Annotated in this window: 23 protein-coding genes and 1 riboswitch; of the genes, 4 read left to right on the top strand and 19 right to left on the bottom strand. The window is 36.7% G+C overall.

The features are described from left to right. Window positions 1-46: 46 nt before the first annotated feature. The 9 genes from rlmN to rsgA form a co-directional block, all read right to left on the bottom strand. Window positions 47-1087, bottom strand: a complete 1041-nt coding sequence (gene rlmN, locus ACB104_RS10740; RefSeq protein WP_370478608.1) for a dual-specificity RNA methyltransferase RlmN — start codon at window positions 1085-1087, stop codon at window positions 47-49. 218 nt (window positions 1088-1305) lie between these two features. Continuing rightward, window positions 1306-2355: a tRNA preQ1(34) S-adenosylmethionine ribosyltransferase-isomerase QueA gene (queA, locus tag ACB104_RS10745; protein WP_370478610.1), complete on the bottom strand. Its 1050-nt coding sequence runs from the start codon at window positions 2353-2355 to the stop codon at window positions 1306-1308. 79 nt (window positions 2356-2434) lie between these two features. Next, window positions 2435-3661: a 3-phosphoshikimate 1-carboxyvinyltransferase gene (locus ACB104_RS10750; RefSeq protein ID WP_370478612.1), complete on the bottom strand. Its 1227-nt coding sequence runs from the start codon at window positions 3659-3661 to the stop codon at window positions 2435-2437. Window positions 3662-3748: 87 nt separating this feature from the next. Continuing rightward, a complete protein-coding gene (locus ACB104_RS10755) occupies window positions 3749-4075 on the bottom strand; it encodes a nucleotide pyrophosphohydrolase (RefSeq protein ID WP_370478613.1) in 327 nt (108 codons plus the stop codon). Continuing rightward, window positions 4075-6087, bottom strand: a complete 2013-nt coding sequence (locus ACB104_RS10760; protein ID WP_370478615.1) for a transglutaminase family protein — start codon at window positions 6085-6087, stop codon at window positions 4075-4077. Before ACB104_RS10760 ends, ACB104_RS10755 begins: the two co-directional genes overlap by 1 nt. An 11-nt stretch (window positions 6088-6098) precedes the next feature. Then, on the bottom strand, window positions 6099-8012 hold the full coding sequence (locus tag ACB104_RS10765; RefSeq protein ID WP_370478617.1) for a DUF3858 domain-containing protein: 1914 nt from the start codon (window positions 8010-8012) through the stop codon (window positions 6099-6101). An 83-nt stretch (window positions 8013-8095) separates the two neighbouring features. After that, the gene (locus ACB104_RS10770; protein ID WP_370478618.1) at window positions 8096-8614 is read right to left on the bottom strand and encodes a metal-dependent hydrolase; all 519 of its coding nucleotides are present in this window, start codon (window positions 8612-8614) and stop codon (window positions 8096-8098) included. Then, window positions 8614-9066 carry a D-aminoacyl-tRNA deacylase gene (dtd, locus tag ACB104_RS10775; protein WP_370478620.1) on the bottom strand — a complete coding sequence of 151 codons (453 nt, stop codon included), beginning with the start codon at window positions 9064-9066 and terminating at the stop codon, window positions 8614-8616. Before dtd ends, ACB104_RS10770 begins: the two co-directional genes overlap by 1 nt. A 54-nt stretch (window positions 9067-9120) precedes the next feature. Next, window positions 9121-10071, bottom strand: coding sequence for a ribosome small subunit-dependent GTPase A (gene rsgA / locus ACB104_RS10780; RefSeq protein WP_370478622.1), 951 nt, complete (start codon window positions 10069-10071; stop codon window positions 9121-9123). An 86-nt stretch (window positions 10072-10157) separates the two neighbouring features. On the opposite strand from rsgA, the gene ACB104_RS10785 reads away from it, so the two are divergent. After that, on the top strand, window positions 10158-10610 hold the full coding sequence (locus ACB104_RS10785; protein WP_370478623.1) for a hypothetical protein: 453 nt from the start codon (window positions 10158-10160) through the stop codon (window positions 10608-10610). Between the two features lie 56 nt (window positions 10611-10666). On the opposite strand, the gene ACB104_RS10790 is transcribed toward ACB104_RS10785, so the two are convergent. From ACB104_RS10790 to ACB104_RS10805, 4 genes are read right to left on the bottom strand one after another with little or no spacing between them, the layout of a single operon-like run. Next, window positions 10667-11749, bottom strand: coding sequence for a chorismate mutase (locus tag ACB104_RS10790; protein WP_370478625.1), 1083 nt, complete (start codon window positions 11747-11749; stop codon window positions 10667-10669). Window positions 11750-11759: 10 nt separating this feature from the next. Then, entirely contained in the window at window positions 11760-12611 is an 852-nt protein-coding gene (locus tag ACB104_RS10795; protein WP_370478627.1) for a prephenate dehydrogenase, read from the bottom strand. 2 nt (window positions 12612-12613) lie between these two features. Continuing rightward, a complete protein-coding gene (locus ACB104_RS10800) occupies window positions 12614-13759 on the bottom strand; it encodes a pyridoxal phosphate-dependent aminotransferase (RefSeq protein WP_370478628.1) in 1146 nt (381 codons plus the stop codon). Then, window positions 13756-14583, bottom strand: a complete 828-nt coding sequence (locus ACB104_RS10805; RefSeq protein WP_370478630.1) for a prephenate dehydratase — start codon at window positions 14581-14583, stop codon at window positions 13756-13758. The genes ACB104_RS10800 and ACB104_RS10805 overlap by 4 nt, the downstream gene beginning before the upstream one ends. 334 nt (window positions 14584-14917) lie before the next feature. Between ACB104_RS10805 and gldA the strand changes: the two genes are divergently transcribed. The 3 genes from gldA (at window position 14918) to ACB104_RS10820 (ending at window position 19240) form a co-directional block, all read left to right on the top strand. Beyond that, window positions 14918-15814, top strand: a complete 897-nt coding sequence (gene gldA, locus ACB104_RS10810) for a gliding motility-associated ABC transporter ATP-binding subunit GldA (protein WP_370478631.1) — start codon at window positions 14918-14920, stop codon at window positions 15812-15814. Between the two features lie 146 nt (window positions 15815-15960). Next, window positions 15961-18051 carry a phosphate acetyltransferase gene (gene pta, locus ACB104_RS10815; protein ID WP_370478633.1) on the top strand — a complete coding sequence of 697 codons (2091 nt, stop codon included), beginning with the start codon at window positions 15961-15963 and terminating at the stop codon, window positions 18049-18051. Between the two features lies 1 nt (window position 18052). Then, window positions 18053-19240, top strand: coding sequence for an acetate/propionate family kinase (locus tag ACB104_RS10820; protein ID WP_370478635.1), 1188 nt, complete (start codon window positions 18053-18055; stop codon window positions 19238-19240). On the opposite strand, the gene ACB104_RS10825 is transcribed toward ACB104_RS10820, so the two are convergent. The 6 genes from ACB104_RS10825 to ACB104_RS10850 all read right to left on the bottom strand — a co-directional run bounded on the left by ACB104_RS10825 (window position 19226) and on the right by ACB104_RS10850 (window position 26144). Next, window positions 19226-19972, bottom strand: coding sequence for a head GIN domain-containing protein (locus ACB104_RS10825; protein WP_370478636.1), 747 nt, complete (start codon window positions 19970-19972; stop codon window positions 19226-19228). The genes ACB104_RS10820 and ACB104_RS10825 overlap by 15 nt on opposite strands. Next, window positions 19969-21069, bottom strand: a complete 1101-nt coding sequence (locus ACB104_RS10830) for an acyloxyacyl hydrolase (RefSeq protein WP_370478638.1) — start codon at window positions 21067-21069, stop codon at window positions 19969-19971. Before ACB104_RS10830 ends, ACB104_RS10825 begins: the two co-directional genes overlap by 4 nt. A gap of 35 nt (window positions 21070-21104) precedes the next feature. Then, entirely contained in the window at window positions 21105-22061 is a 957-nt protein-coding gene (gene metF, locus ACB104_RS10835; protein ID WP_370478640.1) for a methylenetetrahydrofolate reductase [NAD(P)H], read from the bottom strand. A gap of 137 nt (window positions 22062-22198) precedes the next feature. Continuing rightward, window positions 22199-22438 (bottom strand): hypothetical protein, encoded by a 240-nt coding sequence (locus tag ACB104_RS10840; protein WP_370478641.1) that lies wholly within the window; start codon window positions 22436-22438, stop codon window positions 22199-22201. 1 nt (window position 22439) lies between these two features. After that, complete coding sequence (gene metH / locus ACB104_RS10845) at window positions 22440-25115, bottom strand: methionine synthase (RefSeq protein ID WP_370478643.1); 2676 nt, start codon at window positions 25113-25115, stop codon at window positions 22440-22442. 15 nt (window positions 25116-25130) lie between these two features. Next, window positions 25131-26144: a homocysteine S-methyltransferase family protein gene (locus ACB104_RS10850; protein WP_370478645.1), complete on the bottom strand. Its 1014-nt coding sequence runs from the start codon at window positions 26142-26144 to the stop codon at window positions 25131-25133. 94 nt (window positions 26145-26238) lie between these two features. After that, a riboswitch (SAM riboswitch) is annotated at window positions 26239-26382 on the bottom strand. Window positions 26383-26458 lie beyond the last annotated feature (76 nt).

Genomic DNA, 26458 nt, shown 5'->3' on the forward strand with positions numbered 1-26458 from the left:
GATAATATTTCAGATGAAACCATCATCTTTAGAAATAAAAATCTAATTAACTTTTGTTGGCCAACTGGCCGCATGCAGCATCAATGTCCTTACCCCGGCTTCGACGTACAGTAACCGTAATGTTATTGGCTTCAAGAATACTTATATACATATCCAATGCTTCGGAATTGGCCTGTTGAAACTCACCATTATCAATAGGGTTATATTCAATAAGATTGACTTTACTCGGTGCAAACTTGCAGAATTCAACCAAGGCATCTACATCCTTTTTTTTGTCGTTTATGCCATCCCATACAACATATTCGTAGGTTATCCTATTTTTGGTTTTGGCATACCAATAATGTAAAGCTTCGCGTAAGTCACTTAATGGAAAAGTTGCATTGAACGGCATGATGGATGTACGTACCTCATCAATAGCCGAATGAAGTGAAACGGCCAACTTAAATTTAACCTCATCGTCGGCCATTTTTTTAATCATTTTAGGCACACCTGAAGTGGAGACTACAATACGCTTTGGCGACATACCCAAACCTTCGGGTGACGTAATTTTATCGATAGCCTTTATAACGTTGTTGTAATTCATCAGCGGTTCGCCCATGCCCATAAATACAATATTGCTCAACGGCCTATTATGATACAGCCTACTTTCGTTATCTATCGCAACAACTTGATCATATATTTCGTCAGGATTTAGATTGCGCATACGTTTTAACCGCGCAGTGGCACAAAACTTACAATCTAAACTACAGCCAACCTGACTCGATACACACGCCGTTGTTCTGGCAGGAGTAGGTATTAAAACAGATTCCACAATTAAATCGTCGTGCAAACGCACCGCATTTTTTATGGTCCCATCATGGCTACGCTGCACGGTATCAACCTTAATATGATTGATTACAAAATTATCCTCCAACATTTGGCGTGTTTCTTTTGAAATATTGGTCATATCCTCAAAAGTGTGAGCAGATTTTTGCCACAGCCACTCGTAAACCTGATTGCCTCGAAATGCCTTATCACCTTGCTTTACAAAAAAATCGCGTAACTGATCTTTGGTAAGTGCCCTTATGTCTTTTTTGTTGGTTTCCATAGATGTGCAAAAATAATGAATCGATTTACGATTTACGCTTTTTGGATTACGAATTATGATTCACTTAAATGCTGATGCTTAATTAGACCATCTCAATTTAAATATGGCAACGGAAAGCCCGCTTTAGGGATTGGAGCGGGCTACCGTGTAGCGTGGAAAGCCCTACCCGCAGGGTAACGCCCAAGAAAAAAGCCTTGAATTAACAAGGCCTTAAACTTTTACAAAATCAACATGGCGTCGCCATAACTGTAAAATTTATACTTTTCCTTGATAGCCTCTTCGTAGGCACGCTTTATAAAATCGTGCCCCGCAAAAGCAGACACCATCATTAAAAGCGTGGATTTAGGCGTATGGAAATTGGTAATCATGCAATTAGCAATGCTGAAATCGTATGGAGGGAAAATAAATTTATTGGTCCAACCATCAATTTCATTTAGCATTCCGTCTGAAGATACTGCACTTTCAATGGCACGCATCGCTGTTGTACCTACGGCACAAACACGTTTCTTGTTTTTGATTCCTTTGTTAACTATTTCTACCGCCTTTGCATCAATTTTCAGCTCTTCGCTATCCATTTTATGCTTAGACAAATCTTCAACTTCAACTGGGTTAAAGGTACCTAAACCAACATGCAAGGTCACCTCCGCAAAGTTTACACCTTTAATCTCTAAACGCTTTAAAAGGTGTTTTGAAAAATGGAGCCCAGCTGTTGGTGCAGCTACAGCTCCTTCGTGTTTTGCGAAAATGGTTTGGTAGCGATCCTCATCCTCTGGTTCAACATTTCGTTTAATGTATTTTGGAAGCGGTGTTTCACCAAGTTCATTTAGTTTTAAACGGAACTCTCGGTATGAACCATCATATAAAAAACGTAAGGTACGTCCACGTGATGTCGTGTTATCAATAACCTCTGCAACTAATGTATCGTCATCACCAAAATACAGCTTGTTGCCAATTCTAATTTTACGAGCGGGATCTACCAAAACATCCCAAAGACGTTGCTCTTGATTGAGCTCCCTTAACAAAAACACTTCTATTCTTGCACCTGTTTTTTCTTTGTTACCATACAATCTGGCAGGAAAAACCTTGGTATTGTTCAAGATTAAAACATCGTCTTCATTAAAGTAGTCAATTAAATCTTTAAACATTTTGTGCTCAATGGTCTGTTTTTTTCTGTCCAATACCATTAAACGAGATTCATCTCTGTTTTCCGCTGGATATTCTGCTAATAATTCGTTCGGTAAATCGAATCCGAAGTGTGATAATTTCATCTATTTATTTTTATTTAATTTTTGGAAAGTTGCAAATATACAATCTCAAAACAGGGGATGTCAAGTAAATGTGGGATTATTATTTGGTTAATTGAAATCCGATAGATTCTAAATCATCCCAAAACGTTGGATAAGATTTTGAAACCACCATGGCATCTTCAATCACAATGCTGGTTTTTAATGCCAATGGCGCAAATGCCATTGCCATTCTGTGGTCGTTATAAGTAGCTATTGAGACCATTTCCTTGATATTTGTTGCAGCTGAAAGGTGCAATGATTTATCGGTAATTTCTACTTGACCACCTAACTTTTCAAGTTCGGTTTTTAGGGCAACCAATCTGTCCGTTTCCTTAATTTTTAAGGTGTGAAGACCCGTTAAATCACAGCTTATTCCTAAGGTGAAACAGGTCACCGCGATGGTTTGCGCAATATCAGGTGCATTTTTTAGGTTTAAAGTTAAAAGTTCGAGTTTTTTGTCCTGCTTTTTTAAGGTCATTGAATTTCCTTTAAATACCGTTGACACGCCAAAATGTTTGTAAATATCAACTAAACAAGAATCTCCCTGCAACGAATTTTCTTTGTAGGACGATAAAGTTATTTCCGTTCCAACATCGCATAATGCCACAATGCTGAAGTAATATGATGCTGATGACCAATCGGATTCAACTGTTAAGGTTTTTGGTTCATGGTTTCCAATGGATGGTTTTACAGTTATTTTATTATTTTGAAAATAATTTTCAACACCAATTTCATCCAACAAACTTAAGGTCATTTTAATATAGGGTACTGAGGTGATATCACCTTCAAGGGTCAGTTCCAATCCGTTTTCAAGTCTTGAAGCAATCAACAATAAAGCCGAAATATATTGACTGCTCACATTTGCCTTTAAGGATACTCTATGTTTGGTCAATTTTTTCCCCTTAATTCTTATTGGTGGAAAGCCTTCATTTTCTTCGTAACTAATATCTGCGCCAAGATCGGTTAATGCATCAACTAAAATTTTTATTGGGCGTTCCTTCATCCGATTCGAACCGGTAAGTATGGTTTCCATGCCTTCTTGAATAGAAAAATAAGCCGTTAAAAAACGCATGGCCGTACCCGCATGGTGGATGTCAACCACTTTTTCTGTAGATGCCAAAGCCTTGGTCATTAATTCACTATCATCTGAATTAGAAACGTTTTCAAGTTTAAATTCCGGATAGAGTGCCTGCAACAGCAATAACCTGTTGGATTCACTTTTTGAACCCGTTATTGTAATTTCAGATTGACGATTGGTGATTTGCGATTTATGAAGCGTAAAATTCATTATAAAAAATTAAAATGTTTGATACCCAACCCCGTTGAGCACAAAAAAAGCGCTTCTTAAAAAGAAGCGCCCAAAGATACTTATAATTTATTTTAATTTTTCGTTATTGTGGTGCCTATCGTGGTCTCGTTTTGCTTTCTTGTCCATTCTTTTATCAAAAGCTTCCTGCAAATCTACATTGGTCTGGTTGGCCAAGCACAAAACCACAAAAAGGACATCTGCCAATTCTTCACCAAGGTCTTTGTTTTTATCACTTTCCTTCTCACTTTGCTCGCCATATCTTCGAGCAATAATTCGAGCAACCTCACCGACCTCTTCGGTTAATTGTGCCATATTAGTGAGCTCGTTAAAATAACGAACACCGTGATTTTTTATCCAATCGTCAACTATTTTTTGGGCGTTTTTTATGTCCATTATACTTTTGTTAAAACTATTTGTTCTGATTCCTTTTCTACGAGTTTGCTAAAATAAGCTTTTAAAGCATCATAATAAATAGGGGATATAATGGCTTCATTAATTTCAGTATCTACTATAATTTGAATATTAGTCCCTCTAGCCTCCAAATTATATTTAAAGCTCCCTAAGTTTTCAGGCAATACCATAGCAGCGGGCTCGGGGATTGATTCTACTTTGTATCCCTCAGGCAAATTCACAATTACCATGTATTTAGTGCTGGACGGGTAACTAAAATCAATAGGAAATTCGCGCTTTTCTAACTTAAAGGGGTTCTCTTTTGACCTTAAAAAGAACAGTGGTGAAAAATATATTTTGTCGTCTATGACGTCTGCCTGACTTTCCATTGAAAATTTGTAGGACTCCATAACTGGTTTTGACAAATCATTTTCATTTTTAACCGAGAACTCTTCAATTTCCATACCACCATACTTATTTTCAAGATTTTCAAGATACTGATCATGGTCAGTTTCAACATACCTTTTCCTGTAAATCATAGCATCATGATTGGTCTTTATAGACCTTAAACTCCCCTGTAACCCGCCATTACTGCTTAAGTTGACCATCATTGTCAATTTATCCTGTGATTTCTGCTTGGGGTATAAATCCATGGTTGACGAAGATTTATCCTCTCTAATAATTCTACCTTCCCAATTTAAGGTTCTTAAAGGCAATACATTGGGTGTTCCATACTCATTTGTGGCATCCAATAAAATTACGCCTTCTGGGGACTCAATGGCTGCAATAACATAATTATAGCCATCCAATGTTGGAAACAACGGTATTCCATTATTTCGTGTACTTATTAAAACAGGATTGGCATTTAAGCCAACATAGCGCAACATAGCTGTTAGCATTAGGTTTATTTCAGCTACATTGCCAGTTTTTGTTTGATAGGCTTTCTTTACACCATCATCAGTATATTTTCCATAATACCTGTTCCATTTTACCGTCGATTTTACAAAATCATAAATCAATGCCGCTTTCTCCATAGGACTCGAGGCTCCAGTCACGAGAGCATCTATTTCGTCTTCGAAATATCCTGTTTTTTCCAATTCGTTCCCAAAGGCAGAACTATCATAAATGGTTTTAACCACGTCTTCCCATGTGGTTGAATAATATTTGTACGGGGACTGAGGAAAATTAGTAAAAGACAATTCATAGTTCACAGCGGAACGATAATTATTAATATTATTTACAAATGGTTCATCTTTTAAAGCAGGAATATCTGATAAATTGTAGTATGTAGTGTACTTTACAAAATCAACACTGATGTTAGAATATGTCGTTCTAGTCGCGCCACCCAGTCCACCTCCACTTCTTACTTTATTACTGAAAAGAATTTTACCCGAACCTCTTTCCTGTTTTGGAGTTACCCTGAGGAAGCCTTTTGGATTTATCTTAAAATTGAAATATTCTGGTGTTTCAAACACAGCATAAAGCTCTTTTATTGGAATGGCGTGTTGAAATTCAAAATCTTCTACATTCCAATAAAATGGCGAGTTAATCGTGTATTTATACTCAATAACACTTCCCTCCTTCAAATTGGGCATGGTAAACTTTTGTTGATTTCTATATTTGGACTCTTGTGTTTCAAATATACCGTCCTTTTCTAACTTAGTTTCAACAATTTTGTCATTCTCTAAATTATAGGTGTAAGCTCTCAAACCAATAACCTCTTCATCTTCATTATTGCTTACGTGCAAATTGATGCTCTTTGTAGCGTAATCAAAGCCTTCTTTAGTATATAATTTTATACGCTCATACACATCTGTTACTATGTAAAATCCTTGACCCCGTCTGTACTCAATATGCGTTCGACGATATTTGTACAAATAAGCTGCAGAGGCAGAAGAGTCCAACGGACTAAGCTTTTCCATAAGTTCTTCCTCTGAAACCTTGCCGAATTTATAGTTTTGACCATTTGAAATAAACGAATTTGAAAGCAAAAACAATAAAATTTTAAATTTCATATGAAGTATTTTTATAATTGGGTTTTTATAAGAGCAATCTTTGAATTATCATATCGTGATACATCTTTGAAAAAGGACCTGAAGTCATCATAGTCTTCCTTTGGAAATTCACCATCATTAACAACCCATTTTCTTTTATAAACCACCATACTGTCATTTTGTTTGATAAATTCAGCTTTGTAGCTACCAAATTTATTTTCAACCAAAATATTATTAGGCAAGGATTCGACCTCATAATCTTCCGGTAAGGTGATTTTTACATCATCTTCGTCGATAAAACCTCTTTTAATTTTTAGCGGATATTTTCTGGTTTTATATCGGTCTGGCACGTGCGTATTTCTATTTAGGGCATTAACAGTTAACAACATTCTGTCTCCTGCCTTTTTTGTATAATTTGAAGCATGGAAATCTATATTTTCCTCAAAGGCAATGCTTGATTTATCATTCTTTAGGGCTATTTTATCTATTGTTACCGTATTAATATATTTCCACCTCTTTTTATAATTCAGGTCTAAATCCCGTTCCACCTCAGTTTCCAACCAATATTTGTCATCATATTGAATACCTTTTGAAATTATATTTGCTTTAGCTTCAATCCCTCCATCACTTGAAATGACATACTCCCCTTTAATATGTTGTGTATTTTCTTCTGCCGCATATTTTTTTGTATGTTCAATTTTACCTCCCTCTGGGGTTATAACCAAAACATCCCTATCGTCAGTAAAATCTCCAATAAACCCAAAAGGCAACTTTTGACTGGTACACTCCAACCAGATATTTTCTTCTAGGCTCGGTATATTTAGAATAACATGGTTTCCTTGCATTGCAGCAAAGTCACTCTCCAAACTTCTTTGAGAACTTCCTGCATAAACCACCGTATAGTTGGACTCTACGCCTACCGCCATTAATAGGGCACGTGTATAATTAGTTAAAGCCTTGCAGTCACCATAACCTAACCTGTCAACTTCAGAGGCATTAAAAGGCTTCCATCCACCAATACCGACCTGAACGCTGATATACCTAACTTTATCCTGAACATACTGATAGATTTTTTTTGCCTTATCGATATCGTTTGTTTCATTCTTTACTAAGTCCTTCACTAAATTTATTGTGCTTTCGGGCAAATCATAAGTGTTCGCAATCAAATCGCGGTACATCCAATGTCCAAAACTGTTCCAATCCAAGACTTCAGCTGCAACACCTTCTAAAGTAAATTGCTGCGATGCAAATAATACTTTTGGGGCAATATCAAAAACTGGCGGGCTGTAATCTTCAGGTTTAAAAGCTTCAATGTTTTTAACCTTGTAATTTATTTGTCCATGGCCTTCTTCCTTTTGTATGTCGCAACCTTCCAAATTCTTTTCCTTTTTTCTTATAGTTATAGACTCTGGATAACTAATGCTGTATGAGCTGCTTTCAACTCCAACATATGAATCTGTTAAAGGGTTAAATGGGGGAATAAAGGCCGTGTTTTTTGTAGATATTTCACAAACAAATTCAATGGTATATGGATACGAAATTGGGGTATATTCTAGGTACTTAACCCTAGAATCAGAATACAATGTTCCACCGTCAACAGCACTTTCATCTTTAAAATCCTTCTTTTTAATTTTTTTTATGAGTGCACCATAATGATTGTAAACCAAAGCCTCAAGTGATATTATTTTTACATTATTATCATAATGCACGTAGGCATCAACATTGCTATTTCCCTTTTTATTTAAAATGGTAACTATACGTTTTCTTTTAATGTGCATTTCGTCGGTAGACGTTAAACTGATTTCCGTATCATAAGATCTTACAACCGCATTTGCATATTCATCCAGTTTTGCTGGAATGGTTAAACTCGAATAATAATTATTTTGGGAAAATCCCTCAAGAAGAACAAAAAGAAGTAAAAACTTAAGTAGGTATTTTGCTTGCATAAGTTGGCTTTAGAGCATATTAAATAAAGGTAAACAAGAATTTCCTTTACAAAGATGAGATTTGTCATGTTTGTAACTTACACTTATTTCTTCATTTTTAAGTAAAAAAATCTTACGATAAATATAAGAAAACAAGGAAATAAAATATACTTAATTTCGCTAAAAAGCACTTTTAACCCCCAACTTGAAAAAAATCGGCTCACCCCAAGCGGCGAAACCTTGATTTCACGGAAAGGGAAAAAGTAACGCTCGTTCTTGAATGGAATAAAAAACCCAACACCTCGCCCACCTGAAGTCATGGCATCCAAAAGTCCATGCGATAAAGTCGATAAAAAAATGACCAAAAACCAAATGGTCTTGTGCTTTCGTCCAACAGTAAACATTAATAACAGTGCCCATAAAATTGCAAAAAGGATGGAATGTGTAAACCCACGATGCCCAAATGGGTGTTCATAAGGCACACCTAACTTAAAAGCCAAAACATCAATATCTGGAAGGATAGTTGAAATAATAGCAGCAATGAGCAACCACTTAGTATTTTTTGAATCTAGTACTTTTGTAAGTGTAAACCCAACGGCAGCATGACTAAAAATTGATGCCATTATTGCTTGTTTTTCGAGTCAATTATTATGGTAACTGGGCCATCATTGAGCAACTCCACTTTCATGTCGGCACCGAATTCTCCAGTTTGTACTTTCTTGTTTAAATCTGCCTCAAGTTGTTCAACAAAACATTCGTACAAAGGAATGGCAATATCTGGCTTGGCCGCTTTAATATAACTTGGCCTGTTTCCTTTTTTTGTGGATGCATGGAGCGTAAACTGGCTTACCACAATGGCATCGCCACCAACATCTTTTATGGAATTGTTCATTACCCCATTATTATCACCAAAAACACGCAAGTTTGCAATTTTATTTGAAAGCCATTTGATATCTTCTTGGGTATCGTCATCAACTATACCCAACAAAATTAAAAGGCCCTTTTCAATGGAAGCTAATTTTGAACCATCAATTGTGACACTTGCATTTGAGACTCTTTGAATGACCACTTTCATTTACTTAAATTTCCAAGGTAATTCCTCTAATTGAATACTGTTACCTCAAGCTGATTAAGGGTTATCCCAATTATCTGTTCTGTAATTTTCATCCTCGCCTTCTAAAATTTGCAGGTAACTTCGGTATCTTGAATATTCAACTTCGCCTTCGTCCAAGGCCTGTTTTACAGCGCATTTTGGCTCATTAACATGCAGGCAATTATTGAACTTGCAATCTTGTTTTAATGCAAAAAACTCAGGAAAATAATCGCCCACCTCTTCCTTATCCATGTCTACAATACCAAAACCTTTTATTCCCGGGGTGTCTATTATTTTAGCCCCAAAACTTAAATCGAACATTTCAGCAAAGGTAGTGGTATGTTGCCCTTGCATATGAAGTGATGAAATTTCCTTTGTTTTTAGGTTTAAATCGGGTTCAATGGCATTTACCAAAGTTGATTTTCCAACGCCGGAATGACCAGAAAACATGCTCACCTTATCATGCATTAACGCTTTAACCTTGTCTACATTTTTTCCCGTTTTGGCTGAAACTCCAATACATTCATACCCAATTTTACGGTATACATGTGCCAAATAGCGCACTTCATTTAAGGCATCCTCATCATAAGCATCTATTTTATTGAACAGAAGAATGGTTTTAACGGAATATGCTTCGGCTGTTACCAAAAACCGGTCAATAAAACTGGTTAGTGTTGGTGGATTATTTATGGTAATCATCAAAAAAACCTGATCTAAATTCGCGGCAATTATATGTGTTTGCTTAGAAAGGTTTACTGATTTACGGACAATGTAATTGGCACGATCGTGAATGTTATAAATGATGCCAGACTCTTGATTATTGTCGGTTTCAATTTCAAAATCAACCACATCACCAACGGCTATCGGGTTTGTACTTTTTATACCTTTGATCCTAAACCTTCCTTTTATACGGCATTCGTAAGTATGCCCCAAATCGGTTTTTACCGTGTACCAACTTCCTGTAGATTTATAAACGCTTCCTGTCATTTAAAACAATAATAATGCAAATTAACAACATTTCAGTATAAGAAAAAGTTTATCTTAGGTGCTTAATCTTAAAAAAAGTCAACAACATGAAAAAAATTTTAATCGTTTTAAGCATTACTTTGTTTGCCTTTATTGAAACCAACGCACAAGTGGAATATAAGGTTGTAACTAGTGTAGAATCGATCGTTCCAAATGGACTTGGACGTTCAAGACTAATTAGCGCCAATGAGAAAAAAGATTACAAAGAATTTACCACCACACAAACTGAAGATGATAATACCAGAAATAAATCGGATAGAAGTGAGATAAGGGTTAAAGATTTTGATGAGACCAAATTGCTTAATTTTTATAACCTTGGTGGTATTCGTTTTCAAAACATTGCTGCTAACGATGCTTTAATAGAATCAAAAATCAATACCATGATAGAAGAAGGATGGGAACTGGCCTTTGTTACCAGTGCTGTTGAAAGTGAGGCCGGAAAAGGTGACGGTCAAGGCATCTTCATTACGCGTTTCATTTTTAAAAGAAACAAGCAATAACCTCAAAGTAATTTCATAAAAAAAAGCCTCGAGATTCGAGGCTTTTTTTTATGAAATTAACCATTGATAATCTTTTCTTGATGGTTAATGGATTCTTGGTGAATAGCTTTGAACATTTTTAAAATAAACTCTTCACTTAACCCGTGTTGCTCACCCTCTAAAACCATTTTCCCTAAAATCTCGTTCCAACGTTTTGATTGCAAAACAGCCACGTTCTTTTTCTTTTTAAGTTCACCTATTCCGTCTGCTGCTTTCATTCGTTTTCCTAGTAAATCGATAATTTGATTATCGACTACATCAATCTGTGCCCTTAAAGTACCCAACGCTTTGTTGTAAGCATCTTCAGAATCGGTTTCTTTTCTAATTTTTAAATCTTTCATAATTTGCACCAATGTTTTTGGTGTTACTTGTTGTGCAGCATCACTCCATGCATTATCTGGGTCGTAATGGGTCTCAATCATCAAGCCATCAAAATTAAGGTCTAAAGCAGCCTGCGACACATCAAAAATCATATCTCTTTTACCCGTAATGTGGGATGGGTCATTGATTAAAGGTATGTCTGGAAATTTATTTTGAAACTCAATAGCCAATTGCCACTCTGGGTTGTTTCTATATTTAGTCTTTTCGTAAGTTGAAAATCCTCTGTGGATAGCACCTATGTTTTTTACACCTGAAGAGTATATTCTTTCAATACCTCCCAACCACAAAGAAAGGTCTGGGTTTACTGGGTTTTTAATCAAAACAGGCTTTTCTGTAGCCTCAAGTGCATCTGCTATTTCTTGCATAATAAATGGGCTTACAGTAGAACGCGCCCCAATCCATAACATATCAATATCATGCTCTAAAGCCAATTTTACATGGGCAGCATTGGCAACTTCGGTACATACTTTCATACCGGTTTCTGCTTTTACTTTTTGCAACCATTTTAATCCTAAAGCACCAACGCCTTCAAACATTCCTGGACGTGTTCTTGGTTTCCAAATACCCGCTCTGAAGTAATTTACATCGGTGTCTTTTAGCTCGTGGGCTATTTTTAAAACTTGCTCTTCGGTTTCCGCACTACATGGTCCTGCAACAACCAACGGGTGATCTAAATTTAAATCATCCAACCATGCTCTCATTTCTTTTTTGTTTTCCATAATTTTACTCTTAACTAATTCCTTTTAAAATATCTTTTATGTAATTGGTATCTTTCATTTCATTGTAAATACCTTCAAAATCATCTCTTTTCATCATGTCTTTAAAATGAGTGAGGTTTGAAATGTATTCTTCAAGCGTTTCAATGACGTTGCTTTTATTTTGTTTGAAAATGGGCGTCCACATTTCGGGCGAACTTTTTGCCAAACGTACTGTTGAGGCAAATCCACTACCAGCCATGTCAAAAATATCACGCTCATTTTTTTCCTTTTCAATGACCGTTTTGCCCAACATGAACGAACTTATATGCGATAAATGCGACACATATGCAATGTGCTTATCGTGTGCTTCTGGATTCATGTAACGAATGCGCATACCAATATCGGCAAACAATTTCAATGCTTTTTCTTGAAGTTTGAAGGTTGTTTTCTCCACTTCACAAACAATATTGGTTTTACCAACAAACAAACCGCTCATAGCAGCACTCGGTCCAGAATGTTCTGTACCGGCTATAGGATGCATGGCCAGAAAGTTTCTTCGTTTCGGGTGGTTTTCAACGGCTTTGCAGATATCCAGTTTTGTGGAGCCTGCGTCAACAACCAATGCGGTGTCAGGTATTTTATCTAAAATAGTGGGCAATAGCTTTACAGTGGCATCAACTGGAATGGAAACAATAACCAAATCGGCATGGGCAATATCATCCAAGGTAGCCTTTTTGTCAATTAAATTGAGCGCCAAAGCTTCATCAAGTGTGGTTTCCTTTCTACTTATACCATGAATTACAACCTCAGGGTTGTTATTTTTGATATCAATAGCCAAGCTCCCGCCAATCAATCCAACTCCTATTGCATATATATTTTTCATCTTTACTTTACTCGTTCAATGGCTTCCTCTAAAGCCTCGGTTGATGCACATAACGAAAACCTGATATAACCCTCACCTTTACTGCCAAAAATGGTCCCTGGTGTGATAAAAATATGGTTCTCCTGCAATACTAAATCTATAAACTCTTCAGACTTAATGAATTCAGGCAATTTAGCCCAAACAAAAAGTCCAGAAGCATTTTTATCATAGGTACAGTTTAAAGCATCAGCCAACTGCCAAACCAATTGGCGGCGTTCTTGGTACACATTGTTTAGGGTTGCAAACCACATGGTGGAGCAATTTAAGGCTTCAACGGCACCTTTTTGAATGCCGAAAAACATACCCGAGTCCATATTACTTTTTACTTTTAAAATATTGCTGATATGGGTGCTGTCTCCAACAACCATACCCACCCGCCAACCAGCCATATTGAAGGTTTTACTCAAGGAATTAAGTTCCAAACACACTTCTTTTGCGCCTTCAACACTTAAAATGCTTTTTGGTTCATTGTTTAAAATGAAGCTATACGGGTTATCATTAACAATTAAAATGTTGTGTTTTTTGCCAAAGGCCACAAGTTCTTCAAAAACATACTTTGTTGGCTTTGCTCCTGTTGGCATATGTGGATAATTTACCCACATAAGCTTGACTTTGCTTAAATCCAATTTTTCAAGCTCGGCGAAATTTGGCACCCAATTATTGGCTTCATCCAATTCATATAAAACACTTTTTGCGCCTACCAATTTAGTAACCGATTGGTATGTTGGATACCCCGGATTTGGTATTAAAACCTCATCGCCTTCATTAAGGTAAGCCATAGAAATGTGCATTATGCCCTCCTTACTTCCCATTAACGGCAATATTTCTGATGCTGGACTCAAACTCACAGAAAAATGGGCTTTATAAAACTTGGCTATGGCCTCCCTAAGCTCTGGTAACCCCTGATAGCTTTGGTACTTGTGCGCATTTGGGTTTTGAAAGCTGGCGGATATAGCATCCAACACTTTTTGCGGTGGCTGCAAATCTGGGCTACCAATACCTAAATTGATAACAGGCTTGCCATCGGCAATCATCGAATTAACCTCTCTCAATTTTTTTGAGAAATAGTATTCTTCAACGGTATTTAATCGGTTTGCCACTTGAATCATAGCTTTGCATTTTTATATTCCCCTAAAACCTTAAAGCCATCGGCCATAATATCAATCAACGATTTGGCTTTTTTAAAATCGCTGTATTCTTCAAAAGTCACATCCACAAAAAAGGCATATTTCCAAGGTTTTTCAATAATCGGTAAAGATTGAATTTTCGTTAAATTCAATTTACAATCGCTCATTACATTTAAAATAGCCGCCAAGCTACCACGTTTGTGGTTTGCCTCAAATTTTACCGAAGCCTTGTTTATTTGGTCTTCAGGCACCTCAGAATTCACCCGTTTTACAATCACAAATCGGGTTTCATTATGCTTGATGGTTTGTATGCTGTGCGCCAAAATATCCAATTCAAAAATTTCAGCCGCTCTAGCACTGGCAATTGCTCCAACCCCTTTTAGCTTTTTTAGATGTATACGTTCTGCAACCTCAGCAGTATCCTTATCTTCAACCAATTTTATATGCGGAAAGTCCCTAAAAAACTCCTTACACTGCAAAAGTGCCATAGGGTGTGAATAAACTTCCTTTATATCTTCTATGGTCTGGTTTGTCCATGCCATTAAATTATGCTGAATATCTAAATAATGCTCGCCCACAATGTGCAAACCGTATTTATCGATTAAAGCATAATTTGGAATTATAGAACCTGCAATAGAATTTTCTAAAGCCATTACAGCCGCATCACATTCTTTGGTAATTAAGGCATCAACCACCCTATCAAATGTTAGGCAATCGATACAATCAACCGGTTTTTCAAAAAATTGCTGCGACACAATATGATGAAAAGACCCCTTAATACCTTGTATGGCTACTGTTTTAATCAAAGTTTTACTTTAGTTTTCTTTAAATCCTTTTTTTATTGGCTTCAACCACTTGTTGACAAAAAAAAGTCCCGATTTTCATCGAGACCCATACTTTTAATTTATGTTTATAAATTATACATACAACGTCTCGTTTCTTCCGCTAAAAAAGAAATAGTTGTTAAAATATGTATAATAAACTGTCGTTGTCATAATTACGGCGCTAAAGTAAATATTATTTTAAGAAATAAAAACACAATAAAATCTTTTTTTCACTTTTTTTAAAAGTTTTAAAGATTTTCAAGTAAATACAACTTTACATTAGATAATCATTATTTTTGAAGAAAGTATTTTAAATATGTCCATAGAAGTAACAAGTGTTTCAAAGCTTTACGGAAAACAAAAAGCGCTAAACAATGTTTCCTTTAAGGTTGAAAAACCCGAAATTGTTGGCTTTTTAGGGCCTAATGGTGCTGGAAAGTCCACAATGATGAAAATTTTAACCACCTATTTGAATGCCGATAACGGCAATGCCAAGGTAAATGGATTTGACGTAACCAACTGCACCAAAGAGGTACAGCAAAGTGTTGGCTATTTGCCTGAACACAACCCACTTTATTTAGACATGTACATTAAAGAATATCTGTCGTTCAACGCAAATATTTACAATGTAAATAAACACCGAATTGACGAAGTTATTGAACTTACGGGCTTAACACCTGAGGCCCACAAAAAAATAGGGCAACTTTCTAAAGGATACAGACAGCGTGTTGGTTTGGCCAATGCCCTTTTGCACGATCCTGAGGTTTTAATTTTGGATGAACCTACAACGGGTTTAGACCCCAACCAATTAATAGACATTAGAAATCTGATAAAAAATATTGGCAAAACCAAAACTGTTTTTCTTTCAACCCATATTATGCAAGAAGTTGAAGCCATGTGCGACCGCGTTATTATCATCAACAAAGGTGAAGTTGTTGCAGACAAAAAACTTAAAGACCTTAGGGATGAAAAAGAACAAGTGGTGGTAGTTGAGTTCGATTATCGTGTTGAAGATGCCTTTCTTTTAAAATTGCCCAAAGCTAAAAGTGTTGTTAACACTTATGGTTTTTATTATGAAATAACGTTTAAAACCTCGGAAGACATGCGCTCCTATGTCTTTGATTTTGCGCATGACAATAAGTTGAAAATACTTCAACTCAATCAAAAAAATGCAAGTTTAGAATCACTTTTTAGAGATTTAACATCTATTTAAAATCTAATTTTTTAAAGATGATAATTGTCATCTTTATAACAGATATATGACCGTAATTTTGCCCAAAATATTTAAAAAATCAAGAAAGGTTTTCGCTTTATAATTAGCTTGCAATCGATTACCTTTGTAGCAAAATAAAATTAAAAATGAGTAAGGGAATTTACGTCGCCACACTAGAACCAAACAGCGGAAAATCTATTGTTGTGCTTGGTTTAATGCGTATGCTTTTGGGTAAAACTGCCAAAGTGGGTTATTTTAGACCCATAATTGAAGACACCGTAGATGGAGAGATGGACAACCACATAAATACGGTTGTTACCCATTTTGAAATCGATATTAATTATAAAAAAACATTCGCTTTCACAAGAAATGAAGTTTTAGACCTTTATAATAAAGGCAAGTCTGGGGATGTTATAGACCATATCATCAAGAAATATAAATACCTAGAGGAGCGCTTTGATATTGTTTTGGTTGAAGGAACCGATTTTTCGCATGAAAACTCAAGTTTAGAATTGGATATAAACATCCTTATTTCCAAAAACTTAGGGCTTCCTGTTATTATAGTTACCCAAGGCGATGGCAAAGAGCTTTCAGAAGTTGTTGACAATGTTCAATTGGCCCACGATACGTACAAAGGTGAGGTAGATGTACTTTCCATCATGACCAATAAGATTAATCCTGAAAATATTGAAACATTGAAACCAATGTTGAAATCTCGAATCCAGGACGGAACAGATATCACCGTAATTCCAAAAATCAAAAGTTTGGCAAACCCCACTTTTAAAGAAATTGTAAAAGCACTTGATGCCACTATTCTATTTGGAAAAGACCTGATTAATAACCAAACTGAAAATTTTAGTGTGGGTGCTATGCAACTGCGTAATTACCTAACACACCTTAAGGAAAATGCTTTGGTCATTACCCCGGGAGACAGGGCAGATATTATTTTAGGGGCACTACAAGCCCATATTTCAAAAAATTACCCAAAAGTATCGGGCATTGTTTTAACTGGTGGACTCATTCCAGAAGACCCTATATTGAAGTTAATTGAAGGTTTATCTAATATCGTGCCTATTATAAGTGTGAAAGGAGGAACATTTTCCGTGACCAACGATATAGGCAAAATAAAATCTAAAATTTATGCTGAAAATACGGAGAAGATTACCACCTCAATAGCCACATTTGAAAAACATGTTAATACAGAGAAATTAGCGAACGATTTAATCACTTTTAAATCAGAAATATTCACACCAAGAATGTTTCAATACAACCTGTTGCAACGTGCCTTAAAAAACAAAAAGCATATTGTATTGCCCGAAGGTTATGACGAGCGAGTTTTAAGAGCGGCAGCCCGATTAATTGATGCCCATGTGGTTGATCTAACGTTAATTGGTGAGGAAGAAAAAATTAAAGAACAAATAGCCAAGTTTGATATTCCTTTAAACCTTGATGAGGTAAATGTTGTTTTCCCAACCAAGTCACCTTATTTTGAAGACTATGTGAATACGTTTTATGAGCTACGCAAACACAAAAACGTGAATTTGGATATGGCTAGAGATGCAATGGCAGATGTATCATACTTTGCAACTATGATGATTTATAAAGGGCATGCCGATGGTATGGTTTCAGGTGCTCTGCATACTACCGCACATACCTTAAGACCCGCTTTACAGTTTATTAAAACCAAACCTGGTGTAAATATTGTGTCTTCGGTATTTTTCATGTGCTTAGAAGACCGCGTTTCTATTTTTGGCGACTGCGCTATAAACCCGAACCCAAATGCAGAACAATTGGCAGAAATCGCCATTTCATCAGCGCAAACAGCTAAAAACTTTGGTGTTGAACCTAAAGTAGCTATGTTATCATATTCTTCAGGCGCTTCAGGAAAAGGCGAGGATGTAGACAAGGTTAGAAAAGCAACAGAAATTGCGAAAACCATGGCTCCGGATTTAAAAATTGAAGGGCCTATCCAATATGATGCTGCCGTTGATAAGCGAATTGGAAAAAGCAAACTTCCAGATTCTGAGGTTGCCGGACAAGCCAGTGTATTGATTTTCCCAGACCTAAATACAGGAAACAATACCTACAAAGCTGTACAACGTGAAACGGGTGCCTTAGCCATTGGCCCTATGCTTCAAGGACTGAACAAACCCGTAAACGATTTAAGCCGTGGCTGCACCGCAGACGATATTTATAGCACCGTAATTATAACCGCTATTCAAGCTCAAGAACTTTAATATGCAAGTACTCGTTTTAAATTCAGGAAGTTCATCCTTAAAATTTCAATTATTTTCTATGCCAGACCAAACCATTCTTTGTTCTGGGCAAATAGAACGAATTGGTTTTAACGATTCCATATTCAAATTTAAAAACCAAAAAGAAACCATTGAGTTTGAAACTCCAATTTTAAACCATAAAGCTGGATTAAAATTGGTATCACAGCACTTATTGAACAAAAATATTGGTGTTATTACAACCCCTGAAGAAATAAATATAGTTGGGCATCGTGTGGTTCATGGTGGAAGCTCTTTTAGCAACACAACCGAAATAACAAAAACTGTAAAGGAAAAAATTAAAGCTTTAATACCCTTGGCACCATTGCACAATCCTGCCAATTTAGAAGGTATTGAAGTGGCTGAAGATATTTTCCCCAGTGCAAAACAAGTGGCTGTTTTTGATACGGCTTTTCACCAATCTATTCCAGAGCACGCCTATAAATATGCTATTCCCAACGAATTTTTAACCGAGAACAAAATTCGTTTATATGGTTTTCATGGCACCAGCCACAAATATGTTTCGGAAAAAGCTATTGAGTTTTTAGGAAAAACGGAATCGAAAATCATTACCATTCACTTGGGCAATGGTTGTAGTATGACCGCGATAAAAAACGGTGAAAGTATAGACCACTCCCTTGGTTTTTCGCCACTTGCAGGACTTATTATGGGTACGCGCTCTGGGGATATTGACCCTTCCATTATCTTTCATTTAAAAGACAAATTGGGCTATTCGCTAAAAGAAATCAATAATATATTGAACAAAAAAAGCGGTATGCTTGGGCTAACAGGCTACAGCGATTTAAGGGATATTGAAATTATGGCTGCCAAAGGAAACAAAGATTGCCAACTTGCACTGCACATGAATGCATATAGAATTAAAAAATATATTGGAAGTTATGCTGCCATTTTAAACGGATTGGATGCGATTGTATTTACCGCAGGCATTGGTGAAAATTCAACTTTAATGCGCCAATTGGTTTGCGAAAACATGGACTTCCTGGGCATTGATTTAGATATTGAAGAAAACAAAATACGCTCAAAAGGCTTGCATGAAATTAACACCAAGGAATCTAAAGTAAAAATATTGGTGATACCTACTAATGAAGAATTGGAAATTGCCAAGCAATCGGTGGCCTTATTCAAAAATTAACTGACCCCTATAAACTTCTTCAACATTTACTAAAGGCGGCTCGTTGATGGAAATAACATTGCCCAATCCTAAAATTTTGCCTTTAATTTCTTGTTGCGGATTAACAATCATATCATTGGAACTCCTGTTCCAAATGTTCACTTTTTGCGCAATTAAACCACGCCCTTCAAACCTACAATTCCCATTGGAAAAGGTTATATTTAGATTATTGGTTTGTCCTTCAATATGGGCTATTGAAAGATTATTGAAAGTCACGCTTAACGTTTCATTATTTATTTTCAACCTAAAATCGCCGACCGTATAGGCTTCAGGCATATTAAAATCTTCGGATAAAATAGTTAGGCTTGGAAAGGTTAATATTCCATCCGAGCTAACATCATACTGCGTGGAACTTCTTATTTCAACAAGATTAGCAGCAGTGACATACACTTTTGTTAATCCGTAATCTCTAACATAATTACAGGTGTTATTATCTGTTAGCACCAACCTGCCACCAATAACTTCAACCAAAACATCATTCATTAAATTCTCACCGGTCTGCACCACTACCTTCTGTTCTGCCCCCTCTTTAATGATTAACTCAATGTCTCTATTCACCAATATTTTATCAAAGGCATCAACAGAGATTTCTTGTTGAACTATATCTCCTGTATTTTGAAAGCAGTCATTGGCCTTTTCACTATCGCAAGCAAAAAACAAAACGCATGATATCGTGATAATAATTTTCCTCATAACCTTACTCCTATTCCAAATTCAACACCTTCCGCCCTTGCACCATGAGATTTAAGGGTCAGCGCCCCAAACCATTTTTCAGAAAAATAGCGCTTAAGTCCAATTCTGATATAAGTTCTTCCCTCAAACTCAAAAGGATAGTATACATAGTACCCGTATTGGGTAATAAGGGATGTTTTGCTAATAAACAATTCATGCCCGGCAAAAATCCCTACACGCTTATAATCTTCATTTCCGGAAACGCCTTTTTCGGGAAAGGCAACACTTTCATAATAAATCAATTCCTTTAAAAAATTGGAAAAGAATACATCTACACCAATTTGCAAAGCACTTGTTTTGCTGATGCGTTTATCGGCATAAGCCGACGCAACATACATGGCAAACTGGCCACTATCAATATAATCACTTTCGTTAATCCCACCTCTGAAAACCAGATTATATTTTATCGGCTCAGAGAACCGCTGATCTGCTTTTTTATACAGCGTATGTTGGTATTCAATATTGTTGTTATCTAAATTATAATTCAGTCCAACATTAAAGGTAATTGAATTGGTTCCATTGTTGGGCGATTTAACATTGGCATTGGAATAATGAATAAGCGAAAAGCCTGTTTGCAAACCAATTCTATCAAAAATATGCTCCTTTTTAAAATTGAGCATAACATAGGTGCTGCTCATAAACTTAGTGCCAAAAGCGACATTTTTTACATTGGTGTCACGATTGAACGGATGCGTATTATAGGCCAAACCTTGACCAATACGAAACATTAGGTTCCGCTTTAAAAAGTAAAAATTATAATGGGCATATAGACCGTAATTATTGCCCAAAACGTCATTCTTTAAATTTTGAAAAGCAAATGAAACTCCGTAATCAGGATAATTAAAACGCTGTTCCCAATCCTTAAAACCATAGGTTTTTTTGTTCCAACTAATAATAGTTCCCTCAGGATGCCCTTGTATTAAATGTAAAATCTCTGTGTTGTGAAGCGCGATATTTCCACGGAAGTAATTAACGTCAACATAAGACGAATGCGTTTTATCTTGAGCTAATATAAAATTGAAGCAGAACAATAAAACACAACTATAAAGTAACTTCATGATGGGGATTTCTATCCGCAAATGTAACGTAATATTTAAAACAACTTTGATGCTATTGCTTTAATATTATCGCTTTTGCCCATAGAATAATAATGTAAAAAGGGCACTCCTGCCTCTTTTAACTCCTTCGATTGTTGAATGGCAAACTCAATGCCCACTTCCCTAACGGCTTTGTTATCCTTACAATCTTCAACGGCATCAATAAGGTCTTGGGGCAAATCTATTTTAAAAACTTGGGGCAAAATTTGTAAATGACGCTTTACCGCAATAGGCTTAATTCCGGGAATAATCGGAACTGTAATACCAATTTTCCGTGCTTGGTCTACAAAGTCAAAATATTTTTTATTGTCAAAAAACATTTGGGTAACCACATAATCTGCACCAGCATCAACCTTGGCCTTTAGTCTTCTTAAATCCGTAACCAAAGATGGAGCTTCCATGTGCTTTTCAGGATACCCAGCAACACCAATACAAAAATCGTAATTGTGTTCTATTTCTACATCATCGTGCAAATACTTACCATTGTTTAAATTCACTATTTGCTCCACCAATTCACTGGCATAGGCATTTCCGCCCTTTGTTGGCACAAAATAAGGTTCATCTTTTCGAGCATCACCGCGTAATGCAACGACGTTGTCTATGCCCAGATAGTGGCAATCTACCAAAACATACTCCGTTTCCTCTTTGGTAAAACCACCACAAAGCAAATGCGGAATGGCGTCAACCTTATACTTATGCATAATAGAAGCACAAATACCAACCGTTCCAGGTCTCATTCTAGTAATGCGCTTATCTAAAAGACCATTGCCCTTATCAACATAAACATATTCTTCCCTAGATGTGGTTACATCAATGAAAGGCGGGTTAAACTCCATTAACGGATCGATGTTATCGTATAAATCCTGAATATTTTTCCCTTTTTGAGGCGGTATTACCTCAAAAGAAAACAATGTTTTTCCTTTAGCCTGTTTTATATGGTCTGTTACTTTCATTCCCCTAAATCCCCAAAGGGGACTTTAAATTAATTACTATTTTTATTCTTTGGGCGTTACCACAAGGGTCGCGCTTTTCATTACAAGTCCTCGCTCGCACCTAGCTGTGGGCTTTCCGTTAAAATCGCTAACGCAAATTAAAACAATAACTTTTTAACAGCATCATAGTCTTCCTCATACTCCCAATAAATCCATCTGCCATCCGTATAATCTGTTAAAATATATTTTTCACTAACCGATTTAATTCTAGAAACAGCAACTAGTTTTTTAGAAAAAGTCTCAGAATACACATGCTCCAACTTTTCTTTGCCTTTATTGTCGTATCCATGAGATATCACATAACTGCCTAATGTTAATTCTATAAATTTTTGCCTCATTTTATGAATCTGCAATTACCGGATGCAACCACTTTTTAGCTTTTTCTTTATCAATACCTTTACGATTTGCGTAATCCGATACTTGGTCATCTTTGATTTTGCCCAACCCAAAATATTTCGCTTCTGGGTTTGCAAAATAATACCCCGAAACAGCCGCTGCAGGCCACATGGCCAAACTTTCCGTTAAGGTTACCCCGATTATTTTTTCAACATCAAGCAATTCCCAAATGGTTTCCTTCTCCAAATGATCCGGACAAGCAGGATAACCCGGTGCTGGACGAATGCCCTTATAACTTTCTTTTATCAGTTCGTCGTTACTCAAATCTTCACTTTCAGCATAGCCCCAATGCTTCGTTCTTATCTGTTTGTGCAAATATTCAGCAAAGGCTTCGGCAAATCTATCGGCAATGGCTTGAGCCATAATGGCGTTATAATCGTCATGTTGCTCTTTGAAACTTTCGGCCAATTCTTGCGCTCCAAATATGGAGACACAAAAAGCCCCAATGTAATCTGTTTTTCCTGTTTCCTGTGGTGCAATAAAATCGGCCAGAGCTATATTTGGAATGCCTTCACGCTTACTTAATTGCTGACGTAAGGTTCTAAAAACGGCAATTTCTTCATCTTTTCTCTTTACAGAAATATCATCTTCATTAATGCTATTGGCTTCAAACAGACCAAAAACCGCCTTTGGTTTCAAAGACTGTTTTGCAACAATGTCTTTAACCATGTCTTGGGCATCAGCATACAATTGGGCGGCGTGTTCACCAACCTTTTCATCTTTTAAAATGTCTGGAAATTTACCGTGTAAATCCCAACTTCTAAAAAACGGACTCCAGTCAATGTAAGGTTCCAATTCCTTTAAGCTTAGTTGCTTGAGCATTTGAACTCCCATTTCTTTTGGCTTAACAATTTCGCTCTTTTCCCAGTCAATATTATATTTTCTTTTTCGGGCTTCCTCCAATGAAATATATGATTTCTCCTTGCCTCTTTTTAAAAACTTGGTTCGGAATTCATCATAATCCCTTTTTAAATCAGCCACATATTCTTTTGATGTTTTCTTGTTGAGTAAATCACCAACAACCGTAACCGCTCTGGACGCATCGTTAACATGAACCACTGCATTTTTATATTGAGTATCAATTTTAACCGCGGTATGCGCTTTTGACGTTGTGGCCCCACCAATGAGCAACGGGATTTCGAAATTTTGACGCTGCATTTCTTTGGCCAAATAAACCATTTCATCAAGTGAGGGCGTAATTAACCCAGATAAACCAATAGCATCAACTCTTTCTTTTATCGCCGTTTCGATGATTTTTTCTGGTGGCACCATTACACCTAAATCTACAATTTCGTAATTGTTACAAGCCAAAACCACACTCACAATATTTTTACCAATATCGTGCACATCACCCTTAACGGTCGCCATTAATATTTTACCAACAGGTTCAGCATCTTCCGATTTTTCAGCTTCAATAAATGGATTCAGGTATGCTACAGCCTTCTTCATAACACGAGCTGATTTCACCACTTGTGGCAAAAACATTTTTCCTGCACCGAATAAATCGCCTACAACGTTCATACCTATCATTAAATGACCTTCAATAACTTCTATTGGAGCTTCAGCTTGTTGTCTGGCCTCCTCAACATCTTCAATAATAAACGCATCAATCCCTTTAACCAATGCATGGGTGATTCTATCTTGAAGGGCGTTTTCACGCCAAGATAAATCGACCGTTTTTTCAACTTTTGTGCCTTTAACAGTTTCGGCAAATTCCAATAGCCGTTCGGTGGCATCTTCACGCCTATCTAAAATCACATCCTCAACATATTCTAATAAATCCTTTGGAATATCATCGTAAACCTCCAACATGGTTGGATTCACAATACCCATGTTCATACCCGCTTGAATAGCGTGGTATAAAAACACCGAATGCATGGCTTCACGAACGGTATTGTTGCCTCTAAACGAAAACGACACATTACTCACCCCACCACTAACACTGGCATTCTCCAAATTTTGGCGCACCCAACGGGTAGCTTCAATAAAATCGATAGCATTTCTGCGGTGTTCCTCCATACCTGTGGCTACTGGAAAAACATTCAAATCGAAAATAATATCTTCCGAAGGAAATCCAACTTTGTTGACCAAAATATCATATGAACGTTTTGCAATTTCAATACGGCGTTCGTAATTATCGGCTTGACCAACCTCATCAAAAGCCATGACTATTACCGCTGCACCATATCGTTTTATCTTTTTGCCTTCCAAAATAAATTTTTCTTCACCTTCTTTAAGCGAAATGGAATTAACCACACATTTTCCTTGCACCACTTGAAGACCTGCTTCAATAATGTCCCATTTTGAACTATCAATCATGATGGGCACACGACAAATATCGGGTTCGGCTGCTATTAAATTCAAAAAACGAACCATAGCTTCCTTTCCATCAATAAGCCCATCGTCCATATTGATGTCTATAATCTGTGCACCACCATCTACCTGATGACGTGCAATGTCTAGAGCTTCATCAAACTTTTCTTCTTTAATGAGTCGAAGAAACATTCGAGAGCCCGCAACATTGGTGCGTTCACCAATATTAATGAAGTTACTGTTTTCATTCAGAATTAGTGGTTCTAACCCTGATAGTTTCATGTATTTGGTTTGCTTTACTTTCATTCAAATATTTCAATATCACCTTTTGACTGCACTCAGGGTAACAGCTTGTCTTGGTTTATATTTTGCTGCAATATTGGCAATGACCTTTATATGCTTTGGTGTAGTGCCACAGCAACCACCAATAATGTTTATTAAATTCTTTTTTAGATATTCCTCTATTTGCTCTCCCATTTCTTCAGGAGATTCATCGTACTCACCAAATGCATTTGGTAAACCGGCATTTGGATGTGCAGAAATGGCAAAATCCGTTTTGTTGGCAATAGCTTCCAAGTGCGGTTGCAATAAATTGGCACCCAAAGCACAATTAAACCCAACTGATAACAACGGAATGTGCGAAACAGAAATTAAAAAGGCTTCCGCCGTTTGCCCTGACAAGGTTCTGCCCGAGGCATCCGTAATGGTCCCACTTAACATGATAGGAATATCAATGTTTCGCTCTTCTTTTACCTCTTCAATGGCGAACAAAGCTGCTTTGGCATTTAATGTATCGAACACGGTTTCGACCAACAAAATATCTACACCACCATCTACCAATGCCTCTACTTGTTGTTTATAAGCTATTCGTAATTCGTCAAAAGTCACTGCTCTGTAACCAGGGTCATTTACATCGGGCGACATACTTGCCGTGCGGTTTGTTGGCCCAATAGAACCGGCCACAAAACGTGGTTTGTTAGGTTCCTTTTTGGTGAATTCATCGGCAACCTCTCTTGCCAATTTCGCCGATTGGAAATTGAGTTCATACACCAAATCTTCCATTTGATAATCGGCCATGGCTATGGTTGTTCCAGAAAATGTATTGGTCTCCACAATATCTGCACCAGCCTCAAAATATTTGGCATGAACCGCTTTAATGGCTTCCGGTTGCGTGATGGACAACAAATCGTTATTGCCCTGCAGTGGCGTTGGATAATCTTTAAAACGCTCGCCTCTAAAATCTTCTTCGGTGAATTTATATCGCTGAAGCATGGTTCCCATGGCTCCATCCAATACCAAAATCCGGTCTTTTAAAGCTTCTTTAATATTTGCCATTTTTATTTCTTTTAAAATCTTGCAGCATAAATCTGCGGTGCAGCTCTAAAAATCTGCATGTTACATATTATCAAGAAAAGTTGGGAAACACTTTTCGTTATCTTTCCTAAACTTTTAGCGTTTTTACTAAAAAATCCTGAAACAAGTTCAGGACTAGGTAGAATTTAGCACCTTCTTTAAAGCTAAAGGGTTGCCAAGGTTTCAACGGGTCTATTCCCTCTGCCTTTCTTGATAACATTTGGTACATTAATGAACATATTTGCGCTTTCGCGGAAATAAAGCACAAAAGTAGTGACTATATTTTTGTTTTCCTA

The sequence above is a fragment of the Tamlana flava genome (assembly GCF_041287255.1).
GTDB classification, from domain to species: domain Bacteria; phylum Bacteroidota; class Bacteroidia; order Flavobacteriales; family Flavobacteriaceae; genus Tamlana; species Tamlana flava.